This is a genomic window from Martinezella lusitana (genome assembly GCF_900094565.1).
GTDB classification, from domain to species: Bacteria; Pseudomonadota; Alphaproteobacteria; order Rhizobiales; family Rhizobiaceae; genus Rhizobium; species Rhizobium lusitanum.
The window spans coordinates 74,690-94,816 of sequence record NZ_FMAF01000023.1 but is presented as its reverse complement, the minus strand read 5'-3'; the positions used below and the strand labels follow the sequence as shown (position 1 = coordinate 94,816).

General features: G+C 61.6%; 12 protein-coding genes and 3 pseudogenes. 5 read left to right on the top strand and 10 right to left on the bottom strand.

Annotated features, from left to right (window positions below; translation table 11 throughout):
- The 7 genes and pseudogenes from GA0061101_RS29390 to GA0061101_RS29360 all read right to left on the bottom strand — a co-directional run.
- The coding region (locus tag GA0061101_RS29390; RefSeq protein ID WP_141694133.1) for a beta strand repeat-containing protein at positions 1-4,490 on the bottom strand (4,490 nt) is incomplete at its 3' end.
- A 314-nt stretch (positions 4,491-4,804) separates the two neighbouring features.
- A pseudogene (locus GA0061101_RS29385) lies at positions 4,805-4,972 on the bottom strand (IS701 family transposase); the annotation flags it as partial.
- A gap of 53 nt (positions 4,973-5,025) precedes the next feature.
- Positions 5,026-5,516 (bottom strand): annotated as a pseudogene (locus tag GA0061101_RS29380) (IS6 family transposase).
- A gap of 52 nt (positions 5,517-5,568) precedes the next feature.
- A pseudogene (locus GA0061101_RS29375) lies at positions 5,569-6,279 on the bottom strand (MFS transporter); the annotation flags it as partial.
- 143 nt (positions 6,280-6,422) lie between these two features.
- On the bottom strand, positions 6,423-6,740 hold the full coding sequence (locus GA0061101_RS40375) for a hypothetical protein (RefSeq protein ID WP_245297603.1): 318 nt from the start codon (positions 6,738-6,740) through the stop codon (positions 6,423-6,425).
- Positions 6,741-7,066: 326 nt separating this feature from the next.
- Complete coding sequence (locus GA0061101_RS29365) at positions 7,067-9,325, bottom strand: xanthine dehydrogenase family protein molybdopterin-binding subunit (protein ID WP_092576442.1); 2,259 nt, start codon at positions 9,323-9,325, stop codon at positions 7,067-7,069.
- A gap of 1 nt (position 9,326) precedes the next feature.
- Positions 9,327-9,788: a (2Fe-2S)-binding protein gene (locus tag GA0061101_RS29360; protein WP_092576439.1), complete on the bottom strand. Its 462-nt coding sequence runs from the start codon at positions 9,786-9,788 to the stop codon at positions 9,327-9,329.
- 34 nt (positions 9,789-9,822) lie between these two features.
- Here GA0061101_RS29360 and GA0061101_RS41160 point away from each other — a divergent pair, with 34 nt between their 5' ends.
- Complete coding sequence (locus GA0061101_RS41160; RefSeq protein ID WP_162734489.1) at positions 9,823-10,104, top strand: hypothetical protein; 282 nt, start codon at positions 9,823-9,825, stop codon at positions 10,102-10,104.
- 352 nt (positions 10,105-10,456) lie between these two features.
- The gene (locus GA0061101_RS29350; protein WP_167669614.1) at positions 10,457-13,339 is read left to right on the top strand and encodes an ATP-binding protein; all 2,883 of its coding nucleotides are present in this window, start codon (positions 10,457-10,459) and stop codon (positions 13,337-13,339) included.
- Between the two features lie 6 nt (positions 13,340-13,345).
- On the opposite strand, the gene GA0061101_RS40960 is transcribed toward GA0061101_RS29350, so the two are convergent.
- From GA0061101_RS40960 to GA0061101_RS29335, 3 genes are all read right to left on the bottom strand, one after another.
- Entirely contained in the window at positions 13,346-13,525 is a 180-nt protein-coding gene (locus GA0061101_RS40960; RefSeq protein ID WP_312865293.1) for a hypothetical protein, read from the bottom strand.
- A 145-nt stretch (positions 13,526-13,670) separates the two neighbouring features.
- Complete coding sequence (locus GA0061101_RS29340; RefSeq protein ID WP_047641246.1) at positions 13,671-14,393, bottom strand: alpha/beta fold hydrolase; 723 nt, start codon at positions 14,391-14,393, stop codon at positions 13,671-13,673.
- Between the two features lie 147 nt (positions 14,394-14,540).
- Positions 14,541-15,731, bottom strand: coding sequence for an MFS transporter (locus GA0061101_RS29335; RefSeq protein ID WP_141694131.1), 1,191 nt, complete (start codon positions 15,729-15,731; stop codon positions 14,541-14,543).
- Positions 15,732-16,087: 356 nt separating this feature from the next.
- On the opposite strand from GA0061101_RS29335, the gene GA0061101_RS29330 reads away from it, so the two are divergent.
- The 3 genes from GA0061101_RS29330 to GA0061101_RS29320 all read left to right on the top strand — a co-directional run bounded on the left by GA0061101_RS29330 (position 16,088) and on the right by GA0061101_RS29320 (position 20,086).
- On the top strand, positions 16,088-16,432 hold the full coding sequence (locus GA0061101_RS29330; RefSeq protein ID WP_208865041.1) for a hypothetical protein: 345 nt from the start codon (positions 16,088-16,090) through the stop codon (positions 16,430-16,432).
- 531 nt (positions 16,433-16,963) lie between these two features.
- Complete coding sequence (locus tag GA0061101_RS29325; RefSeq protein ID WP_047641243.1) at positions 16,964-18,850, top strand: sigma-54-dependent Fis family transcriptional regulator; 1,887 nt, start codon at positions 16,964-16,966, stop codon at positions 18,848-18,850.
- A 162-nt stretch (positions 18,851-19,012) separates the two neighbouring features.
- Entirely contained in the window at positions 19,013-20,086 is a 1,074-nt protein-coding gene (locus tag GA0061101_RS29320; RefSeq protein WP_092576460.1) for a 2,3-butanediol dehydrogenase, read from the top strand.
- Positions 20,087-20,127 lie beyond the last annotated feature (41 nt).

The window sequence follows — 20,127 nt, the reverse complement described above, 5'->3', positions numbered from 1 at the left end:
AGAGCGGCCTTGCTGATCAACAGGGAGCCCGAAACGAAGGTGATGTCGTAGCCTAACTGGCTGGAGTAAAGCCCGGAGAGCTTCAGGCCGGTACCGGTATAGGTGCCGGCATTGGCACTGCTTGCAGTATAACTTGCAGTGCCTTGCACAAGAGATGTGGTGTAGCCGGACGGGCTGTAAACCAGGGTCCCCACATCGGAAGAGGTAGCCGACCCATCATAGGTCTTGGTACCGCTACCGCCGGTGACAGTGAGGCTGGTCATGAAACTGCGCAGCAACGGCATGGTGTCGCCATCATAGATGCGCCATACAGAGGACGTGCCCCCAGCATCGTCGATGCTCCAGCCGGCGCCGGTGAAGGTCGCCAGAGTTTTCATGGCTGCCGTGGTCAGGCCCGTCACGCTGCCTGGGCCACCGAATATGCCAACCGACTGGCCGCTGGTCTGCGTATCCCAATAGGCCGACGTGATGGCCGAGGCGCCGGCGTTGTTATAGCCCGCAAACCCACCGAGCTGCGTGCCACCAGAGACATAGCCGGTCGAATAGGCGTTGCTGATGGTGCCATCGGTGAAGTTCACGCCGACGAAGCCGCCGATATTGCTCGCGCCGGAAAGACCGATCACACGGCCAGTGGCATAGGCATCGGTGATCGTCCCCTCATTGTGGCCGATGAAGCCGCCGATCGGGCCAGAGCTGCCGGTGACGGTGCCGGTGGCATATGATTGGCTGATGGTACCGCCGTCATTACCGGTGAAGCCACTAGCACCCACGAGGCCGCCGATATAGCCCATGCCGGCGCCCGTATTGGTGCCGGTGACGTTACCCGTGGCATAGGACTGCGTGATGCTGCCGCCATTGACGAGATAGCCGACGAGGCCGCCGATCTGATAGCCCGCGCCGGTGACATTGCCGCTCGCGGAGGCGCGGCTGATGGCGCCGCCGTCATTGGCTCCCACGAGACCGCCGGCGTTGGTTTCCGAGGTGCTGGCGCCGGTGACCGTGGCGCCGGCGGACGCCGAGGAGACGGAGCCGCCGTGCATGTAGCCGATCAACGCGCCCACATCATCATTGCCGGTGATGCTGCCGCCGGAGAGCGTGACGTTGCTGATCGTCGCGCCGTTGGTGTAGCCGAACAGGCCGACGTAATTTGTCCCACTGCGATTGATGGTCAGGCCGGTGATGGTATACGACTGGCCGTTGAAACTACCCGTAAATTTGCTTGAACTGCTGCCGATCGGCACGAAGCCGGAAGCCCCCCAGAGGCCGCCGTAATAGCCGTTGCTGCCAATGGCGAGCGCGCTTGTCATGTCGATGTTCGCCCCCAGCTTGTAGCTGCCGGTGAGATCCTGCGACATCAGTTGCAACGCCGCCGGCGTGGCGATGACTGTCGAATACTCGTTGCGCAGCATCGGCCGTGTCTCGCCGGCGATCATCACCCAGACGTTGGAGAAATCGAAACCCGAATAGGTCGATTGCGCACGGGCGCTGCCGGAGCTGAAGCCGTTGCCCACCACGCTGGTGGACTGGCCCGTCGAATCCATGTCCCAATAGACGTTGGTACTGGTGATGGTCGTGCCATCCCCGCTACCGACGACGCCGCCAGTGCCGCTCGCGCCGGTCACCAAACCGCTGGCATAGGTATCGGTCAGCGTGGAGCCTTGCACCGTGGTGCCGACCAGGCCGCCGATCCCGATGCCCGTACCCGTAACCGCCCCTGTGGCGTATGACGTGGCGATCGAACCGGCGCGGTTCCGTCCAACGAGGCCGCCGACTTCATCCGTGCCGGCCACGCTGGCGGCGGAGGACGAAAGTCCGATCACGGCGATATCGCTCCACCCGACGAGGCCGCCGACCTGTGCGTTTTGCCCGGTCACCGTCCCCGTGACATGGACATTCGACAGCGTACCGCCCGAGAGGCGTCCCGCAACGCCGCCCACGGTGCCGTTGCCATTGATCGACACATTGGAGAGGGTCAGATCGCGGGCCGTACCGAACAGCATCCCGAACAGGCCCTGCGTCGATTGGGTCGGCCTGTTGATGGTGAGGCTGTCGACGAAGTGCCCGAAGCCCGCCAAGGTACCGGAGAAGCCGGAGATGGCCTCGAAGCCCGCGCCGCTGTTCCAGTTTGAGGTCGCCGATGCGTCGATGTCATTGCCGAGAGCGTAACTACCTGAGCCACCAATGCTTTGAAGGGCGGTGACATCGTGAATGAGCGTGTAGGACGTGCCGTTGAGGGAAAGTGAAGCACCGCCATCCGGCAGGGAAACACGGGCGCCGTTGCTGAGGCTGTAGCTGCCGCCATAGGTGAGGCTGACCGCTGCATTGGTGCCGCTCTGGGTCACATCCTTGGAGAGGATCAGGTCGCCCGCGGCCGACAGCGTGAGGCTGGAGTTCGCGTGGCTGTCGGTCAGCGCGCCGTTTATGGTCAGGGCGCCAGACGTGGTGGCGAGCGACAGTGTACCATTGCTTGTGAGGTTGCCGGAAACCGTCAGGGCCTGCCCACTGGTGAGGGCAAAGGATCCGGCCACGCTCGACGCCCCGAGCGTCGACACCAGATTGCCTGTGTTCGTGAGCGTGACAGAGCCACCATTGGCGGTCGTCGCCGTCAGCGTTCCAGCCTGGATCGCGGTACCGCCGGCCTGGCTGATGCCGCCGGAACCCGCGCTCAGCACCAGCCCGCTGCTGGCATTGCTTCCCGAGATGTTGGCGTTGATGAAGACGCCACCCGTGCTCGCATCCGCAAGCAGTGACAATGTGGTGGCGGCACTCCAGGACACGGCGCCATTTACCGTGATATTACCGGCCTCCGCCCCCCCTCCATTGGTCGTGATCGCAACGTTGGTGGACCCAAGATAGGTGCTCAGGGTCGAGTTATTGATGTTGGCGCCGCTGGCCGATGGCACGACGTTCCAAGGGTTGCCCGACACCGTGACCGAGACATTACTACTGCCCGAGGACGAAATGGTGACGTTGTAAGGGTCGATCAGCCATGTGCCGGTCTCACCCTGCTCCGAGAGGGTTGAAACCGTTATCCTGTCACCGAGAAGCAGGTTGTGTCCGGATGTCTCAACCACCCCACCTGCTGCGTTGCCCGCGCCGGTGGCAGTAATGGTGCCTAAGAAGACGGTCGTGTCGTCTGACCACACGACGGCGCGCCCACCGGCACCCGCCGTGCCGTCCACCCGGATGGTGGCACCGTCTGCCACGTAGGCTTTGTTGGCAGTGGAGACGAGTTCGGAAACGAATTTGTGGCTCGCGTTGCTACCGCCCTGATAGTCGCCACCCAGAAGGACAGTGCCACCCGCAGCGCCGCTTGCGTCGATGACGGAGCCGCCTTCTGCGGCCACGACATTACCGGTTATAATAACCGTTCCTCCGACGCCTGTCCCGGTCGCTCTGGCGTCCACCACCGAGCCGACGTCGATGATGGCGCTGCCATCCGAGTCAACGGTAGCTGCCGTGATCTTGACGGTACCGCCGCCCTTGGCGCCCGATGCATCGACGGTCGCGCCTTTCAGCGCAACGGATCTGCCGGTCACGGTGATCTTGCCGCCCTTGCCAGTTGCCGAGCTTGCCTTGACCTTACCGGAGATTGCGACCTTGCCGCCGTCTCCGCCGCCAAGGGTGATCGCACCATCGCTACCCGAGACGCTGTTGGCTTCCACCACGCCGGACAGGTTGATGGAATTGCGCGCCGCATTGCGGGCCGCGGCAGCCTTCATGACCACGGTGCCGCCTTCGGCCGAAATCGTGCCGCCGTTCTCGATCAGCGCGCCATTGCCCTCCGCGCCGTCCTTCGTGGGTACTGCCACCTGCAAGAAACCGTCGCCCGATAGGTCGAGCGTCGCCTGCTCCCCGGAACCCAGGCCCACCTTGCCCATGGGAACGGCAATCAGCCCATCATTCTTCACGGTACCGCCGAGCAGCGCGGCATAGCCGCCACGACCGACGGTGATCACGCCTTCATTGCTGACACCGGCAGACGCGCCATTGCCATTGAAGTTATACTGGCCCTTGAGGAAGTCGTCGTTGGAGATGTCGAGCGTCGAGGCGACGAAGCCGCCACCGACCCTGACCGTACCCGTTGGGGTGATGGCGATGCCATTCGGATTGATCAGATACACCTGTCCATTGGCGCTGAGTGTGCCGGCAATGGTCGAACTCGTGTTACCGGTAACACGGTTGAGAATAGCCGAACCCGTTCCAGGCTGGACGAAGTTGACGCTATTGCCCTGACCGACGGAAAAGCCGTTCCAATTGACGATGGCCTTGTCGGAGCTTTGGGTGATGGTGGTCGATGTGCCCGATGTTGCGATCGCAACCCCACCCGACACTACCTGACCACCTGTGGGAAGATTGTCTGCGGCAAAGGCAGCGTTTCCAAAAACCGGCTGTGCCACAAGCGCCGTCGAGGTCAGCAAAGCGGCCATCAGCCAGCGCTGGCCGTTGTGCGAGCGTTTCGAGTAGATGCTGGCCGAAGGGCGGATCATTATGCAAAATACCTCAATTATTAGAAAGTCAATCAATTCAACGCAAAATGGCACGTTATCGAAACCTGACTCAAAGCGCAATTCTGAGTCGCGGAAATTCCTACACCCAGGGTATAGGGAAAGCCTTTCACCTAGTACTAAAGTTGCGTTTTGTGACTTGTTTTTGTAGTGGGCGCTGGTTGCGTAGGCTTGATGCTTTCGTCGCCAGAGTGACCATGCGAGAACGAAGCCAGACCTGATTGGTGGTCGCGGTAGGAGCCGCGTGATCAGATAGCGGATCTCTGCGACAGTTGGTAAAAGCGCAAGTTTGTTGGTCAGGCGGCGATTGGCGGGTTTGGACTCGTTTCGTTCGGTTTGCCAGCGGCGCTGCGGCGCAAATCGGAGCCCAACTTGGCGAGGAACGCTGCAGCCGCGATGACGAGCGTCATGTGGCGGTACCAGGCATGCCAGGAACGAGCCTCGGAATGGTCGAGGCCGAGATCGGGTGATGTCAGGTTAATTGAGACGAGTTGGGCAATGGGCAGGCTTGCAGTAATCACGCGGCGATGCCTGCCGCATTCCTCCAATGGGCGATCGCCCTCAGGCGATGCAGGTGGACATCGATAGCTGTCTTTTTCGAGCGGGTTGGGACAAAGAGATTCCGAACCGCGGAGAAGACGCTGACGAAACGTTGCAACGCGCCTGCCGAACGGAACCGCTGCATCACCCGCTCCCGTTTCCGCAGCGGCAGGCGCGAGCGGCACGCCAGAGCCAGTGTTTCCGCCTGCCGATCGTCACGACCACCTCATCCAGATGCCACACGTCATTCGGGCTGGGCGCTTTCCGCCGCAAGCGGGCGGCATAGTCGGGGCCGAACTTCTTTGCCCAGCATCGGATCGTTTCATACGAAACGACGATGCCGCGCTCCAACAGCATTTCCCCGATCAGGCGCAGGCTCAATGGAAATCGGAAGTACTGCCAAACTGCATGGGCAATCAGAGACGGCGGAAAGCGATGACGTTTATAATTGACTGGGCTCTGGCTCATCACCGCGAGATAGCCGCAAAATCTTTCAGCTCCAGTTAACCTGACAGCGCCTTGATATCCCCAAGGCCGCAACGATTATCATCGCCCAGACATTCCACCGCCGCAGCCCCGACAGTTCGTGCACGACGGAGCCTCCGTGAAGGGCTTCGGTGCGCGGAACGAAGAGGAACAGCGCCAGGAGCGTGAGGGCACCCAGCGCAGCCATGGCGAGATAGGTATTCCGCCAACCGAGCGTCTGTCCCAGAAACGTTGCCAACGGCGATCCAAAGATCGTTGCTACCGTCAGGCCGGTCATAACGAGCGCGAAAGCCTTTCCTGCCCGGTCCGCGCCGAAGAAATAGGCCGCCACAACTGCTCCCGCTCCAAAGTAGGCGCCTTGCGGCATGCCGCTTATGAACCGGGCAACCGTAAACAGCCCGATATTGCTCGTCATCGACGACAGGACGTTTCCGACGAGCCACAGTCCCATCAGAAACAGCAAGAGATTGCGCCGATTGAGCTTCGCCGCCGCAAGCGTAACGAACGGTGCCCCAAGCACGACCCCGAAAGCATATCCGGTGACCGCGTTCGTCGCGGTCGGAATATTTATACCGAGATCGGCAGAATACAATTGGATAATGCCCATGCTCGCGAACTCGGACGTTCCGATACAGAAACTGCCCAGCATAAGCGCAAAAAGAACGAGCGTCCGGTTCTCATGGGGCGCATTGGATGGAGCAAGTTTCGTTGCCCGACACTGAGCTTCATAGGCTTTTCCAAACATAGATACCACCTCATCGGTCTGTGCCAACGAAACAACATGGATCGGCGCTCGCGCCTCTGTTCTGACCCAGGGTCCGACCGGTGAAGGCACTCAGTCGGTGCGAAATGACGGCAGGGGCGGTCTTTCGTACGCACCAAGCAGGCTCATTCCGGGCATGGCTGTCCGGCGGCTCCCCATTCCGCCATGTCCCGCAAGTGATCCTCGAAGGTTCCCGGCGGCGTGCTGCGACCCTCCCCAGGCTCCCACCCTCGCGGAATGAACCCGTTTAATGATGCATCGTGTCGAAGATGAGCGAGCAGGGCGACGGCATCGCGGCCGCCGTTGCGGGCTGGATCCCTGAGCTGCTTGCAGATTTCGGCGCTACTTCGGCCGTACCAAAGAAACTCCACCGGAGCGAGCTGCCAAGGAATGCCGGCGCGCGGCGGCGCGGGTGCAGGGTCGTTCGGGAGAGTGGACGTCATATGGCAGGTCGAACAGGGTGCCGCCTCGGCGCCAATCCTGCTCACCCCCCCATGGATGTTCATCCCGTGAACGCGAGACCTCGTTTCACCGGCAGGGGTCCAGATCGGAATACCGCCTGCGTCCACATGGCAATTTGCGCAGCGTGGATGGGTAACAACCGCCTCGATTCGTTTCCATGCTTCCATACCTGCCACACGGCTCACGCTACCCGGGGCCAGGGCATCCCTGGAACCTTCACCTTCGGCGTAGACCATCGCCGTGAGAGGGGCCATTATCCAAGCAGCGAGTACAGCGGCAATCAGAGTTCTGTCCATGACCGCGCCTCTCAAACGAAGTCTATGAATTTGTTGAACGGCATCTCGCGGATGCGCTTGCCGGTCGCGGCGAAAATGGCGTTAGCGAGCGCCGGCGCCGCCGGAGGTACCGGCGGTTCGCCGATGCCGCGCACCGTGTAGTCGTTCTCCAGCCCGCGCACCTCGATCACCGGACACTGATACATCCGCATAGCTTCGTGGTGATTGTAGTTGGTCTGCTGGACTGACCCGTTTGCATAGGTGAGTTCGCAGTTCATAGCATGGCCGAGACCCCAGACAACGCCGCCCTGCACTTGGTTTTCGAAATTGACGGGATCGACGATCTTGCCGACATCGGCTGCCACCCAGACCTTGTCGATCCTGATGCCGGAATCCGTCATGGTCACTTCGACGATCTCGGCAACTGCCGTGCCGAAGGCCTCGACGAAGGCGACGCCGCGGCCCTTTCCGTTGCCGAGCGGTCCGTTCCAGCCGGCCATGTCGCCGACCGTTTGCAGAAGCGTCCGGTAGATAGGAATCTTGCACATGTCGATGCGCGCCTGGAGCGGATCGAGTCCGGCCGCATGGATCAGTTCGTCGATGAAGCTCTCTGTGAAAAAACCATTGGCCGAAGCGCCAACCGACCGCCAGGTGGTAGTCGGCGACACGCCCTGCACCTCGAAACTCGCCGCGCGGTAATTCGGGATGTCGTAGTACATGTTCCAGATACCCACGGCCAATTGGCCGTCTGGGGCATTCGGCGGCATATCCATCCGCCCCAACAGCTCCTTGAAGGGAGGCGTTGAGGCCACTTGGACATCGGCTGCCACGATTTTGCCGTCCTTGACACTGCCTCGATACCTGCCTATCGCAATCTGCCGCGGGATATCTTGCAGGAAGTCCTGTTCGCGCGAGAAGACGATCTTCACGGGCGTCCCGCGCAGTTGGTTCGCGATCTCGGCAAGCGCCCTGACGTTTTCGAATTCCAGGCGGTGGCCGAAGCTTCCGCCCGACCACTCGTTGTGGAAGGTGACCTGTTCGGGCTTCATGCCAATTGCTTTGGCCGCAATGTACTGCACCGATTGCGGCGGCTGGTGGCCAACCCAGATTTCCATCCTGTCGTCGGTCACTATGCCGATGCCGTTGAGCGGTTCCAGCGGCTGGTGGCCGACATAGGGCGCTCGATACTCCGCCTCGAGCAATGTCCCCTCTTTCAGACCGGCATCGATATCGCCGTCGTTACGCCACTGCTTGGCGAGGAATTCCGCGGTGAAGGAGGAACGCACGATGTCCCAGTGCCCATCTTGATCGGGCGGATATCTGGACGGTTCCCACACGCACTCGACGCGCTCCGCCGCCTGCATCGCATACCAGCTGTTCGTCGCTATGACAGCGATGCCGTTGGATATCTTCAGGATCTCACTGACACCCGGCATCGACTGCGCCTTGCTCGCGTCATACGACCTGATCGGCTGGCCCTTATTGGGATTGAGTTTGACTGCCGCATAGACCATGCCGTCCATCTTGCGATCGATGCCGAAAATAATCTCGCCCGTCACCTTGGCGCGTATGTCGAGCCGCTCCATCGGTTTGCCGATCAAGCGCCACTGCGACGGGTTGCGCAGCTTGACGTCCGTGACCGGCGGTATTTTCGCCGCTTCGGCCGAAAGCGCGACATATGGCATTCTTGTTCCGTCTGGCAGGATGACGTGGCCAGCCTCGGTGCGAATATCGGCAATGGCGGCGCCGCTCCGCCTAGCCGCGGCAGCTTTCAGCGTCTCGCGGGCAACTGCTCCGGCGACGCGTAGCTTTTCGTAGGTGTCGGGAATTGCGCTCGAGCCTCCGGTCATCTGCAGGCCCGACTGCCTCAGCCATTCCAGCGCAGCCACGCGGCCCTTCTCGGCTTCAAGGCTCTGGTCCGCCGCCATGAAAGGGGCGATCTCGTGCGCGAATCCGGTGTTGAAGTAGGCGGGGCTGGGGCCGGCGAAACGGACCTCGAACTGGCCGAGTTCTAGATCTAGTTCCTCCGCGATCATAATCGGCTGAATGGAACCAACACCCTGTCCGATGTCGGCATGCTGTGCGATAAGCGTGATCCTGTCGGGGCTGATCTCGACCCATGGATTGAAGGCGACCGAGTCCGGGCCGAGGTCCGCCGCCAGCGGGTTAGTCGTGCCGGGAGAAGCGGGATTGTCCTGAGCCTGACCATAGGACCCAAACACCACACCTCCGGCGACGGCAGCGGAGCCGAATACGAAGGCGCGGCGGGAAAGCACCGGCATCGTGCCCATCTCACTTACCTCCGATCTTTTCCGCGGCTGCGTGGATCGCGACGCGGATGCGCTCATACGTGCCGCATCGGCAGAGATTGCCCGACATGACCTCGTTGATATCCTCATCGGTCGGTTTGGGATGCGTTTTAAGCAGCGAGATCACCTGGATCATCTGGCCCGTCTGGCAGTATCCGCACTGCGCAACCTGGTGCTCGATCCAAGCCTCCTGCACCGGGTGCAGCTTGCCGTTGCCAACCCCTTCGATCGTGGTTATCGCCTTGCCGGCAACGTCTGCGATGCGCGCTTGGCAGGAGCGCACGGCCTCACCGTCGACTTGCACCGTGCAGGCGCCGCATTGGGCTATTCCGCAGCCATACTTCGGACTTGTAATGCCAAGCTCATCGCGCAGTACCCAGAGCAAAGGCATCTCGGGTATCACGTCGACTTGGTGCCTCGAGCCATTCACAACGATATCGAACATCGCAAGCCTTCCTTAGTTTGCTGGCACTTGGCTATTGCATGCAAACGTACCGGCGGCTTCCAACGCTGCAAAGGACAATCCGCCAGAATTTACCTTTTTTAACCAGCGATTAGGCCTCGGCAGAGGGGAGCGTAAGGCGAATTCTTTCGGTTTCGACGAACGCTTTTTTGCCATCGCTATTCCTCAGCAGTGGAATGGCGATGCGCACCGGCACTCCGCCGCCGAAGATGATGACCCGCCCGCCATTGCTTTGCTCTATGCCGAAGAGCGGCGCACCGGGTTGCGCCAACTGGCCCAGAGACGGTGGTCTTATTGAATAAACGCGCAGTCAATGCCTTGCCGATGGCGAGATCGCAAATGCTACAAGCGCGCCACCCCTGATCCACGACGGCTATGTTGTAGGCAATGCCGACGCTTGCGGCTTCGGCTTCGCCCGCCGCCAGCATCCGCTTCGCATCGGAGAGACTGAGGGTGGTGCGAGAACAAGGCATCGTCTTTATCGTCTCGGGTTGCTCTTCAACGGTGATCGATGTTTCCTAAGCTATATGCGTGTGGATGGCGCCGAGGTAAAAAGAGGGTTAAATTCGATGGCCTGCGAAAGCTCCCCAGGCTGGGCGTGGGGCGCACCTCGAAACGTCAAGTTTCATTGGGAAGTTATTCGTGAGTGCATGGAACAATCCGGCAGACTAGACGGCAAAACATACTGTTTCGGGGACTACCGGTTCATTCCAGACCGGCAACTCCTGACGCTTGGCGAAAAGCCGCTGCGCATTGGAGCGCGGGCTCTCGATCTTCTCCACCTGCTCGTCATCCACGCGGGGGAGGTCGTCGGCAAGGACCAGTTGATACGGTACGCCTGGCCGGCCACCTTCGTCCATGAGGGCAATCTGAAGGTCAACATCGCAGCCTTGCGCCGCGCCCTTTCGGGAACGGCCTCCGGGCTGTCGTGCATCGCCACGGTGAGCGGCCGCGGTTATCGCTTCGTTGCACCGTTGCGTGTGTACGGAGGAGACCACCAGCCCCCGCTCGAGACACCCAAGGCAGCGGGCTCGGAATTGCCTCTACAGACGGAGGTCGTCGGTCGCGACCGCGCAATTGCAGACCTTGTCGCCAAGCTTTCTGAATGCAAGCTCCTCACGATCGTGGGGCCAGCCGGGGTAGGCAAGACGACGCTCGCTGTCAGACTGACGCAAAGTCTGCTTGACCGCTTTCGCGACGGCGTTTGTTTTGTCGATCTTGCTGCCATCGGCGACCCACAACTCGTGGATGCCACGATAGCGGCGTCTCTGGGGGCCGGCGGCAAATGGACGAACATGCTTGCCGGCATCGTCGAGACGCTGCGCGATCGCGAAATGCTGCTGATACTCGACAATTGCGAGCACGTTCTCAGTACCGCTTCTGCGATCGCGGAACACCTGACGCTCGCTCTTCCGGGTCTTCATGTCATCGCAACGAGCCGGGAGCCGCTGCGGGCGCGATCCGAAAGCGTCTATCGCTTGTCGCCGCTTCCATTCCCGGATGAGCAGGGCGGCGAGAACCGCGTGGAGGCCATGGCCTTTCCAGCCGTCGAGCTCTTCGTGAAGCGGGCGCATGCGGCATACGGCTACCAGGTCGATGATGCCGACTTTCCCGCCATATCGGCGATATGCCGCCGGCTCGACGGGATTGCGCTGGCGATCGAACTGGCCGCATCCAGGCTGCCGGCCTTAAAGCCGCCGGCCTTGCTCAACCTTCTGAAGGAAAGTTTCACTCCGCTCATCGCCCGTTTGGGTGGAACTCCTCAGCGGCACCAGACGCTGCTTGCGACATTGGATTGGAGCTACCAGCTTCTCTCAAAGGACGAGGCCAGGCTCCTGCGTCTTTTGTCGGTATTCTCGGCAAGCTTTTCTCTTGCCGATGTCATCGGTGTGGCCAGCCACATCGACAGAAGCATCGAGGAGATCGCGATGTACACCGAAAGCCTTGCCGCGAAGTCGCTTTTGTCGACCACGCACGATGCGAGCGGAACACGCTATCGGCTGCTCGACAGTACGCGCAGTTTCACCGGCGAACGGCTCGAAACGGCAGGAGAGGCAGTTGATGCGCAATCGAGCCACGCGCACTATCTCCTCCGGCTGTTCGAGCAAGCCGAGGCGGAGTGGTACTGGCGGCCGAGGAAGGAATGGACCGCCTCCTACGAACCGCGCATCAACGACTTGCGCAAGGCGATCGACTGGGCGTTGGGAGATGGCCTTGAGCACGAGGTCGGCGTACGCCTGACGAGTGCCGCAATTCCGCTTTGGGACGAATTGTCGATGGTCGCGGAAAGCCGGCGACGTGTCGAACGGGCGCTGCAATGTGTCGAAGCCTTGTCGCGCTGCGAACCCGCGGTGAAGATGAAGCTCATCGCATCCTATGCCTCGGGTCTCAATTTCTCCGACCGTCTCGGCCCAGAAGCCGACTCTGCATGGATGGAGGCAAATCAACTGGCGCGACAGATCGACAACGTCGACTACCAGTTCCGCACATTATGGGGCCTCGGCATATTGCAAAGCTTCACCGGGCGGCACCGGCAGACGATGGCGACGCTAACGCAATTTGCGCGGCTCGCGGCCGGCCAGCAAGAGGACCGACAGGTGGCTGCCGAGGGCGAGCGCGTCAGGCTCATGGCCGTCTTCTACTGCGGCGATGTCAGGCATGCGAACGATGACCTGAAACGGCTCGCGCGCGACTACGCAGCGACCGAGAAGCAATCTGGCATGGCCCGCTTCCAGATGGATCGGTTCGTATCGATCCGGGTGGCGTTGGCGATGGCGGCCTGGGTTGCCGGAGATCGTAGGGAGGCGGCTGCGGCACTTCGGGACGCGCTCGGACACAGCATCTCAAGCGATCATCTCGTCTCGCATTCCAATGCTCTTGCGCAGGCTGCCCTTCCCATCGCCTTATGGTCCGGTGAATCCGAGATTGCGCGGCAGCACGTCGCGGCGCTTGCCCGCAATCTCACCCTGCGCGAAATCGCGATTTGGCAACCGGTCTGCCGTTTTTACAAGGGTGTGCTCGCGTGCATGGACGGCGACGCAGAAGGGGTCGGCACGATGCGCCAGGCTACCGAGCAACTCATCGCCAACAATTTCCTCGTTCGGGTGCCGTTTTACCTCTCAATCCTTGCGGAAGCTGCGTTGCGTCACGGACGCATCGCGCTCGCGCGCGACAGCTTGAGCGCTGCTTTCAACCGTGCCGACAGACAGGGCGAGCACTGGTCCCGGCCGGAACTGCTCCGCGTGCGCGGTCTGCTTCAGCGGCTGGACGGCGATCTGGCCGGTGCCTCAGAAACCTTGTTGCTCGCTGCGGAGACCGCGCGGGAAAGCGGCGCTCTTTTCTTCCAGCTGCGCGCCTCGACGTCGCTGGCGGAGTTGTGGGCCGAAACCGACCGGCAGGCGGCGGCCGAGCTGCTTTCGCCGGTATATGCCGAATTCGATGACGCACTGCCTTGCGCGAGCGTTGCGAAGGCCCGTAGGTTGCTTGAGGCCCTCGCGCGGCAAGATGAAGTCGCGCGAAAGGGATTATCCTGAATTGCCCTAGCCGTTCTTGTTGGCAACCAGCGCTGGGTCGAGGACGAAGGCTTTTTGCTCGGCGAGGTCGTTTATCTTCGACAGGTAGTCCTTGAAGCGCGAAGTATCGCGGTGCGCCGCGACCGCGGCATTGTCGACGTAGAATACATCGACCACGTAGCGGTCGGCCTTCGCTTGGTCCGCCACACATCCCACCGCAGATTGCCTGGTTCCATCCGGCAGTGGGGCGCCATGCCGAAGAGCAGCGCCTCCAGAGCTCCGGCCTTGCCTGATCTGGCGAGCAAGGTCGCCATGATCTTGACATGAGACATGATCTGCTTCTCCCCGTTCGCTATTTCGCGGTTGCCGCACTCTCGATGAAAGCTGCAACCTCCTTTGGATGCGAGAGCATCACCGCGTGGCTGCTGTCGATCTCAACAGTGGTGGAACCGGCTCGCTTGGCAAATGCTCGCTGGAACGTCGGCGGGATCATCATGTCCTTCTTGGTGACCATGAAGTGCGAGGGCTTGGTCTTCCACGCGACCTTGTCGATCGGGGTCTGCACCGCCTCCAGGCCCCACGGAACCTGGGCGACGGCCATGAAGCCGGTTATCGTGGGATCGACGTCCGCTGCGAAAGCGGTCGGAAATTTCGAGGGATCAACCAGCAGGTAGCCATCCTTCGGCGGCAGCAGGGGCGCTCCCGACTCTCCCGCAGGCACGGGTTGTTCGGCAAGCGATGCCACCGATTCCTTGGCGTCTGGCGCAAAGGCTGCAAGGTAGACCAGGCTCTGCACCTTCGGATTATTGCCCGCCTCGGTGATGACCATTCCGCCATAGGAATGGCCGACGAGGACGACCGGTTTGCTCGCCGCCTCGATCACACGATTGGTGGCTGCAACGTCGCCGCTGAGGCTGATCGTCGGGTTCTGGACGACCAGAACCTCATACCCGTCGCCGGTCAGGAGGTCGAAGACCGCCTGCCATCCGGAGCCGTCAACGAATGCGCCATGGACCAGAACGATCGAGACAGGCTTGTCGGCGGCAAACGAAGCGACAGGAGAGGCAATAATCATGGCGGCGAGAAATCCCCAGATTGTTCGTTTCACAATTACCTCCAAGGTTGGAAACCCACCGGGACGATATCGCAGCGGCTGCAAGGCGGCTGGTTAAAAGAGGTAAAACCGACAGAAGCCACCGGAGCCGCAAACGGCGCTATGATATTACGGGAACGTTTGGGTTTTCCGGACCGGATACGGCCCCAGGAAAAGAATGAGGAGCGCACCGCCGACGAGCAGCAGCGCGCAGGCTTGAAGTATGCCCGCATAGGTGCCCGTGCGGTCGAAAACGTAGCCGAACAGGCTAGGCCCCACGAAGGCGCCAACCACGAAGATGCCGTACAGCGTGGCGTAGGTCGTTGCGTAGCTTCGCATCCCGAGATAGCGGGCCACCAGATAAGCCATCAGATCGAACTCGATCCCGGACGTGAGCCCAAGCAAAACGATCGCGATAGCGGCCGTCGAGAAACTCACACTGTCTTGTGAAAGGATAAGGCACGATACCGCGCCCATCGTGAGGATGACCGTGCCTACCGCAGGCGCCCAGAAAAGATCAACCAGAAGGCCGCCAAGCAGTCGGCCCGCAACGGCCGCTATCCCCACGAGAGAGGCGAGTCGGACGATATCGCCGGGCGGCAGGCGAAGCGAACGAAGGATGTTCTCGATATTGGGCAGCGGCGCAGCGACGGCGAGCGACATCGGAATAAAGACAATGGCGAGGAGCCAGAACGAGCGAGACAGGAAAGCCCGGCCGGCCATCATGCCTTCGAAGTCCTGGCCCGTGGCGGGCCTGACATGAACGTCCTTGCTTTGCGACCCGGCAAAGCCCCAAAAAACCAAGGGGCATGCGATGAAAACCGGTAGTGCGCCCACAACGAGAATTGCAACGCGCCATCCTCCGATCTCGATCAACAATTGGGCAAGCGGCTTCACCGCAAAAGCAAACAGGCCTGCTCCGGACAACACGATGCCGAGGGCGAGCCCCCGGCGCTCGGCGAAGGCACTGTTGATTACCCGCGTGAAAACGACCGGTGTTGCCCCCAACCCACATATCGCTATGGCGAGCCACGACAGATAGTATTGCGCCACCGAGCCGTTCGATGCCGCGAGAGTCATATAGCTCAGGCCCAGGCACGGCAGGGAAATCGACGCCACCGTGCGCGCGCCGAGCCTGTCGATCAATGTCGCGAAAAACGGACCCACGATCAGAACGGAACCGGCAAGCAACGACAAGCCGCCAAAGATGGTCGCAAACGACCAGCCGAATTCCTCGGCAAAAATCGGCGCGAAGACGCCGATCGTATAGAACGGGATGGCGGGCATTCCCAACAACGACCCGCACAGGCCGGCCAACACGAGCCGCCACCCGTCCCGGAACTCTTCGACACCCGTCCCTCTCACTGGAGCATTTCCTTTGTCCGAACCGGCAGGTCAGCGATCAGATCATGGTGCGATGCACAATGTGCAATTTATCGCGGCCTGTAAAGTCGCGCAAGGTTCACGACAATATGAGACGGTGTTCGATTGATCGGCCCATTCAAGGGCTACCTCATAACGTCCGCTTTCATGATGCGGTTGTTGCTGGATCAACATCCGATATGAAGGCGCAAAGCAGTCGTCCCGCGCTTGGCTGCAACGCCATTTTTTTAAAGATCACGACCCACAGTCAACGAAATCGGATCCGTTGATGTGAAGGGATTCGTTACACCCTGGTGGAAAAGCTCCAGACCATGTCCACCAAATATCGCAAGCAGCAGGAAACCGGACAGTTCCCTGCCAATTTCCTCGGGCATTACTACGACGTCTATTGCCTGCTGGACCAAACGGACGTTCAAGCATTCATCGGTACAGATGCATATCGCACCCACAAAGACCGGCGTTTCCCGAAGCTCGACAATCGCGATATCAGCAGCAATCCGGCGTTCAGCCTCTCCGACCCCGATACCTTCGGACTTTACGAACGCGCGTATGAGCGGACCGCCGCGCTATATTACCACGGCAGGCCCACACTGAAAGAGCTCCTCGCGCGTATCGCGTCCAACGCGGAGCGCCTCTAGCGGTCCGGTCGCATCCCGGCTGCTCTTTATAAGAGACTATTTCACAGCTGGTCGCGAATGGATCCCGCAGCAACCGGTCCGGGTACCGGAGAGGAGGTCGACTTCGTGCCGACCGAACTCAAGATCCGTCAATCAGTGAAAGCAATAAGAGGCACCAGTACCTACGGGGGTTGAAGGACTCAGGGCCAAAGTGGTGATTGCCGCCGGGCGCCCGCCATCAGATGTCTGGCTTCCCTTGATGAGCGGGCTATGCGTCCACCGGCTTGCTTAGGATGGTCTACCGCCTAAACGGCGTAGCAACTCCGCCAAGTTGCCGTCGCTGATGAGATGGTCAACGGGGGTGACACAGGAGTTACTTCGAGCCTACTTCGACCTTACGATGCCGCTAACGGCAATTGGCTCCGCCATCTTGCCCAGGGAAGCCTGGTTCCGGATGAAGGTCGAAGTGCGCCGAAAGATTAGGCAGCCCGCGCAATTGCGGCTATGATCTCCTGGAAGATCACGGGAGGCGGCCTTGAGAGCCGGTGATTGATGGATTTTGCGGATCACGTTAAGGAAATCGAGCGGGTCGGACAGGGAAGCAATACAGGGCGCGACGCCATCGTCGTGGAATCCTGGCGACGTTGCCTGGACACCTACCAGCTTGACCCGGCACAGGCGCGCGAGGCGGTCATCGTCTCGCAGACACGGCTGCGCGAACATCGCCAGCAGGCGGAAGACCTCGTGCACATCGCCCGCTCCGGTCTAGAGCGGCTCTACCGGCAGGTTGCAGAGCAGAACTATGTGCTGCTGCTCTCCGACCGTCAGGGCGTTACCGTCGAATTCCTGGGCGATCCGTCCTTCAACAACAACCTGCGCAAGGCGGGTCTCTATCTCGGCTCCGAATGGGCCGAGCCCCGCGCCGGCACCTGCGCCGTCGGCGCCTGCATCGCCACCGGCGAGGCGCTGACCATCCACCAGACAGACCATTTCGATATCACGCATACGCCGCTCTCCTGCACCGCCGCGCCGATCTACGACACGCAAGGGACCCTGGCCGCCGTCCTCGACATTTCGCTCCTGAGTTCGCCGATCCTCAAGGCGAGCCAGAACATGGCGCGCCATCTCGTCTCTTCCACGGTGCGGCGCATCGAGCTCGCCAACCTCATGGCCAGCAGCCGTCACGATCTGGTGCTGCGCTTTGCCGGCGCACCGGAGTTCCTCGACGTCGACCCGGAAGCGGCGATTTCCGTCGACGGCGCGGGCCGCATCACCGGCATGACCCATGGCGGCGCGCGGCTTCTTGCGGCCTCGCGCGGGCTCGACTGGCGCAGGCCCGAGCTTCTGATCGCACAACCGGTCACCGACTTCTTCGAAGCGGGGCTCGACGAACTCGCGTCCCTCACCCGCGCCAGCCTGCCGCAGAACCGGCGGATCGCCGTGCGCGACGGGTCGACCCTCTATGCCCATGCCATCGAGCCGCAGCAGCGCACGGTGAGCGTGCCTGTTGCGCGTCCGTCCCGGCAACAGCCGGCGATGAGCAGCCTGGGCGGCAACGTTCCGGCCGTCGACGAACTCAGGCGCAAGGTGACGAAACTCGCGTCGAGCAGGCTGCCGATCCTCATCCAGGGCGAGACCGGAACCGGCAAGGAATATCTGGCCCGCATCGTTCACACGGTGAGCGGGCTTTCCGGCCGCTTCGTTGCGGTCAATTGCGCGGCCATCCCCGAACAGCTCATCGAAAGCGAATTGTTCGGCCATGCGCCGGGGGCCTTTACCGGCGCGCTCGCCAAGGGCCGCAAAGGCCTGGTCGAGGAGGCGCAGGGTGGAACCCTGTTCCTCGACGAAATCGGCGACATGCCCTACGCCGCACAAAGCCGGCTGCTCAGGGTTCTGGCCGAAGGCGAAGTCCTTCCCGTTGGCGGCTCGGTCCCCCGCAGGGTCGATTTCCGTGTGCTTTCGGCGTCGCATCGATCGCTGGTCGACATGGTTGCGGGCGGCGCGTTCCGCGAAGACCTCTATTACCGGCTGAACGCCGCGGTGCTTACGCTGCCGCCGCTCTGCGAGCGCGAGGACCTGCCCTGGCTGCTCGAACAGCTGCTCGAAAAGCATGGCACGGAGGGCCGACCTCTCCGGCTCTCGGGTGCCGCCAGACTGCTCCTCCTCCACTATGCCTGGCCGGGCAATATCCGCGAGCTCGATAATGCCATTGCCTTTGCCGCAGCGCTGTGTGACGACGGTCTGGTCGAGGTGACGGATCTGCCGGACCAGCTGTCGGGCATGTCCGCGATCCTCGGCGAAGACAGCCATCAAGCCGACCTCAGGGCAGTGCTTCTGACCTGCAAGGGCAATGTATCCGAAGCCGCACGCCGGCTCGGCATCGATCGCACCACCTTGCACCGCCGCATGAGACGGCTCGGCATAGACCGCCCGCATTGAGCCCCACACTGTGGCATCCGCCACAGCTGTTGCGCCGCAGCTGTTGCATGTCGCGCCGCTGCCGGCACGAAAAGCTGAATGATATCAGTCATCGCCCCGGCGCGCGCCGCTGGCATGGGCATTGCTCCTCCCCTGTTGTCAAAGACAGCCAATGGAGGAAACATGCGCGCACTCAGATTTCATGCAGCCAAGGACTTGCGGCTGGACGACATCCCCGAGCCGAAGCAGCCGGGGCCGGGACAGGTTCTCGTGCGCAACCGCTTCGTCGGCATCTGCGGAACGGATCTTCACGAATACAGCTACGGTCCGATCTTCATTCCCAAGGAGCCGCATCCGTTCACCGGCGCGCACGGCCCGCAGGTCCTCGGCCATGAGTTCGGCGGCGTCGTCGAGGCCGTTGGCGAGGGCGTGACGTCGGTCGCCGTCGGTGATCGCGTCTCGATCCAGCCGCTGGTCATGCCGAGATCGGGCGACTATTTCGCCGATCGCGGCCTCTTCCATCTGAGCACGCAGCTGGCGCTGGTGGGACTGAGCTGGGATGGCGGTGGCATGGCGGAAGCCGCCATGGTCAACGAATACAATGTCCAGAAGATCCCGGACGAGATGACCGACGAGGAGGCCGCACTCGTCGAACCGACGGCGGTTGCCGTCTATGCCTGCGACCGCGGCGGCGTGACCGCCGGCAACAGCGTTCTCGTCACCGGCGCCGGGCCGATCGGGATGCTGACCCTGCTCGCCGCCCACGCGGCCGGTGCCGCGCAGCTCTTCGTCTCCGATCTTAACGATGCCCGGCTGGAGCTGGCCAAGAGCGTGCTGCCCGACGTCATCACGATCAACCCTAAGCGCGACAACGTCGGCGATGTCGTCCGCACGCAGACGGAGGGACAGGTCGGTTGCGACGTGGCGATCGAATGCGTGGGCAACGAACATGCGCTCAAGGCCTGCGTCGATGCGGTACGCAAACAGGGCGTGGTCGTCCAGACCGGATTGCACCCGCACGAAAACCCGATCGACTGGTTCCAGGTCACGTTCCGCGACCTCGAGGTCAAGGGCTCTTGGGCCTATCCGACACATTACTGGCCGCGCGTGATCCGCCTGATCGCCTCGGGCCTGCTGCCGGCGACCAAGATCGTCACCAAGCGCATCACGCTCGACACGGCGGTGAAGGAGGGTTTCGATGTCCTGCTCGATCCGGCCGGCACCCATCTAAAGATCCTGATCGATCTTTCGAAATAAGCATCTCTGCGACGCCTGTTCCGGGAGAGGAGCCCGGCCGG

Bases quoted from the DNA above. Each gene is read 5' to 3' on its own strand.
- GA0061101_RS29320 (WP_092576460.1), top strand. From the start codon at position 19,013: ATGCGCGCACTCAGATTTCATGCAGCCAAGGACTTGCGGCTGGACGAC.
- GA0061101_RS29350 (WP_167669614.1), top strand. From the start codon at position 10,457: ATGGAACAATCCGGCAGACTAGACGGCAAAACATACTGTTTCGGGGAC.
- GA0061101_RS29360 (WP_092576439.1), bottom strand. From the start codon at position 9,788: ATGTTCGATATCGTTGTGAATGGCTCGAGGCACCAAGTCGACGTGATA.
- GA0061101_RS40375 (WP_245297603.1), bottom strand. From the start codon at position 6,740: ATGACGTCCACTCTCCCGAACGACCCTGCACCCGCGCCGCCGCGCGCC.
- GA0061101_RS29340 (WP_047641246.1), bottom strand. From the start codon at position 14,393: ATGATTATTGCCTCTCCTGTCGCTTCGTTTGCCGCCGACAAGCCTGTC.
- GA0061101_RS29325 (WP_047641243.1), top strand. From the start codon at position 16,964: ATGGATTTTGCGGATCACGTTAAGGAAATCGAGCGGGTCGGACAGGGA.
- GA0061101_RS29365 (WP_092576442.1), bottom strand. From the start codon at position 9,325: ATGGGCACGATGCCGGTGCTTTCCCGCCGCGCCTTCGTATTCGGCTCC.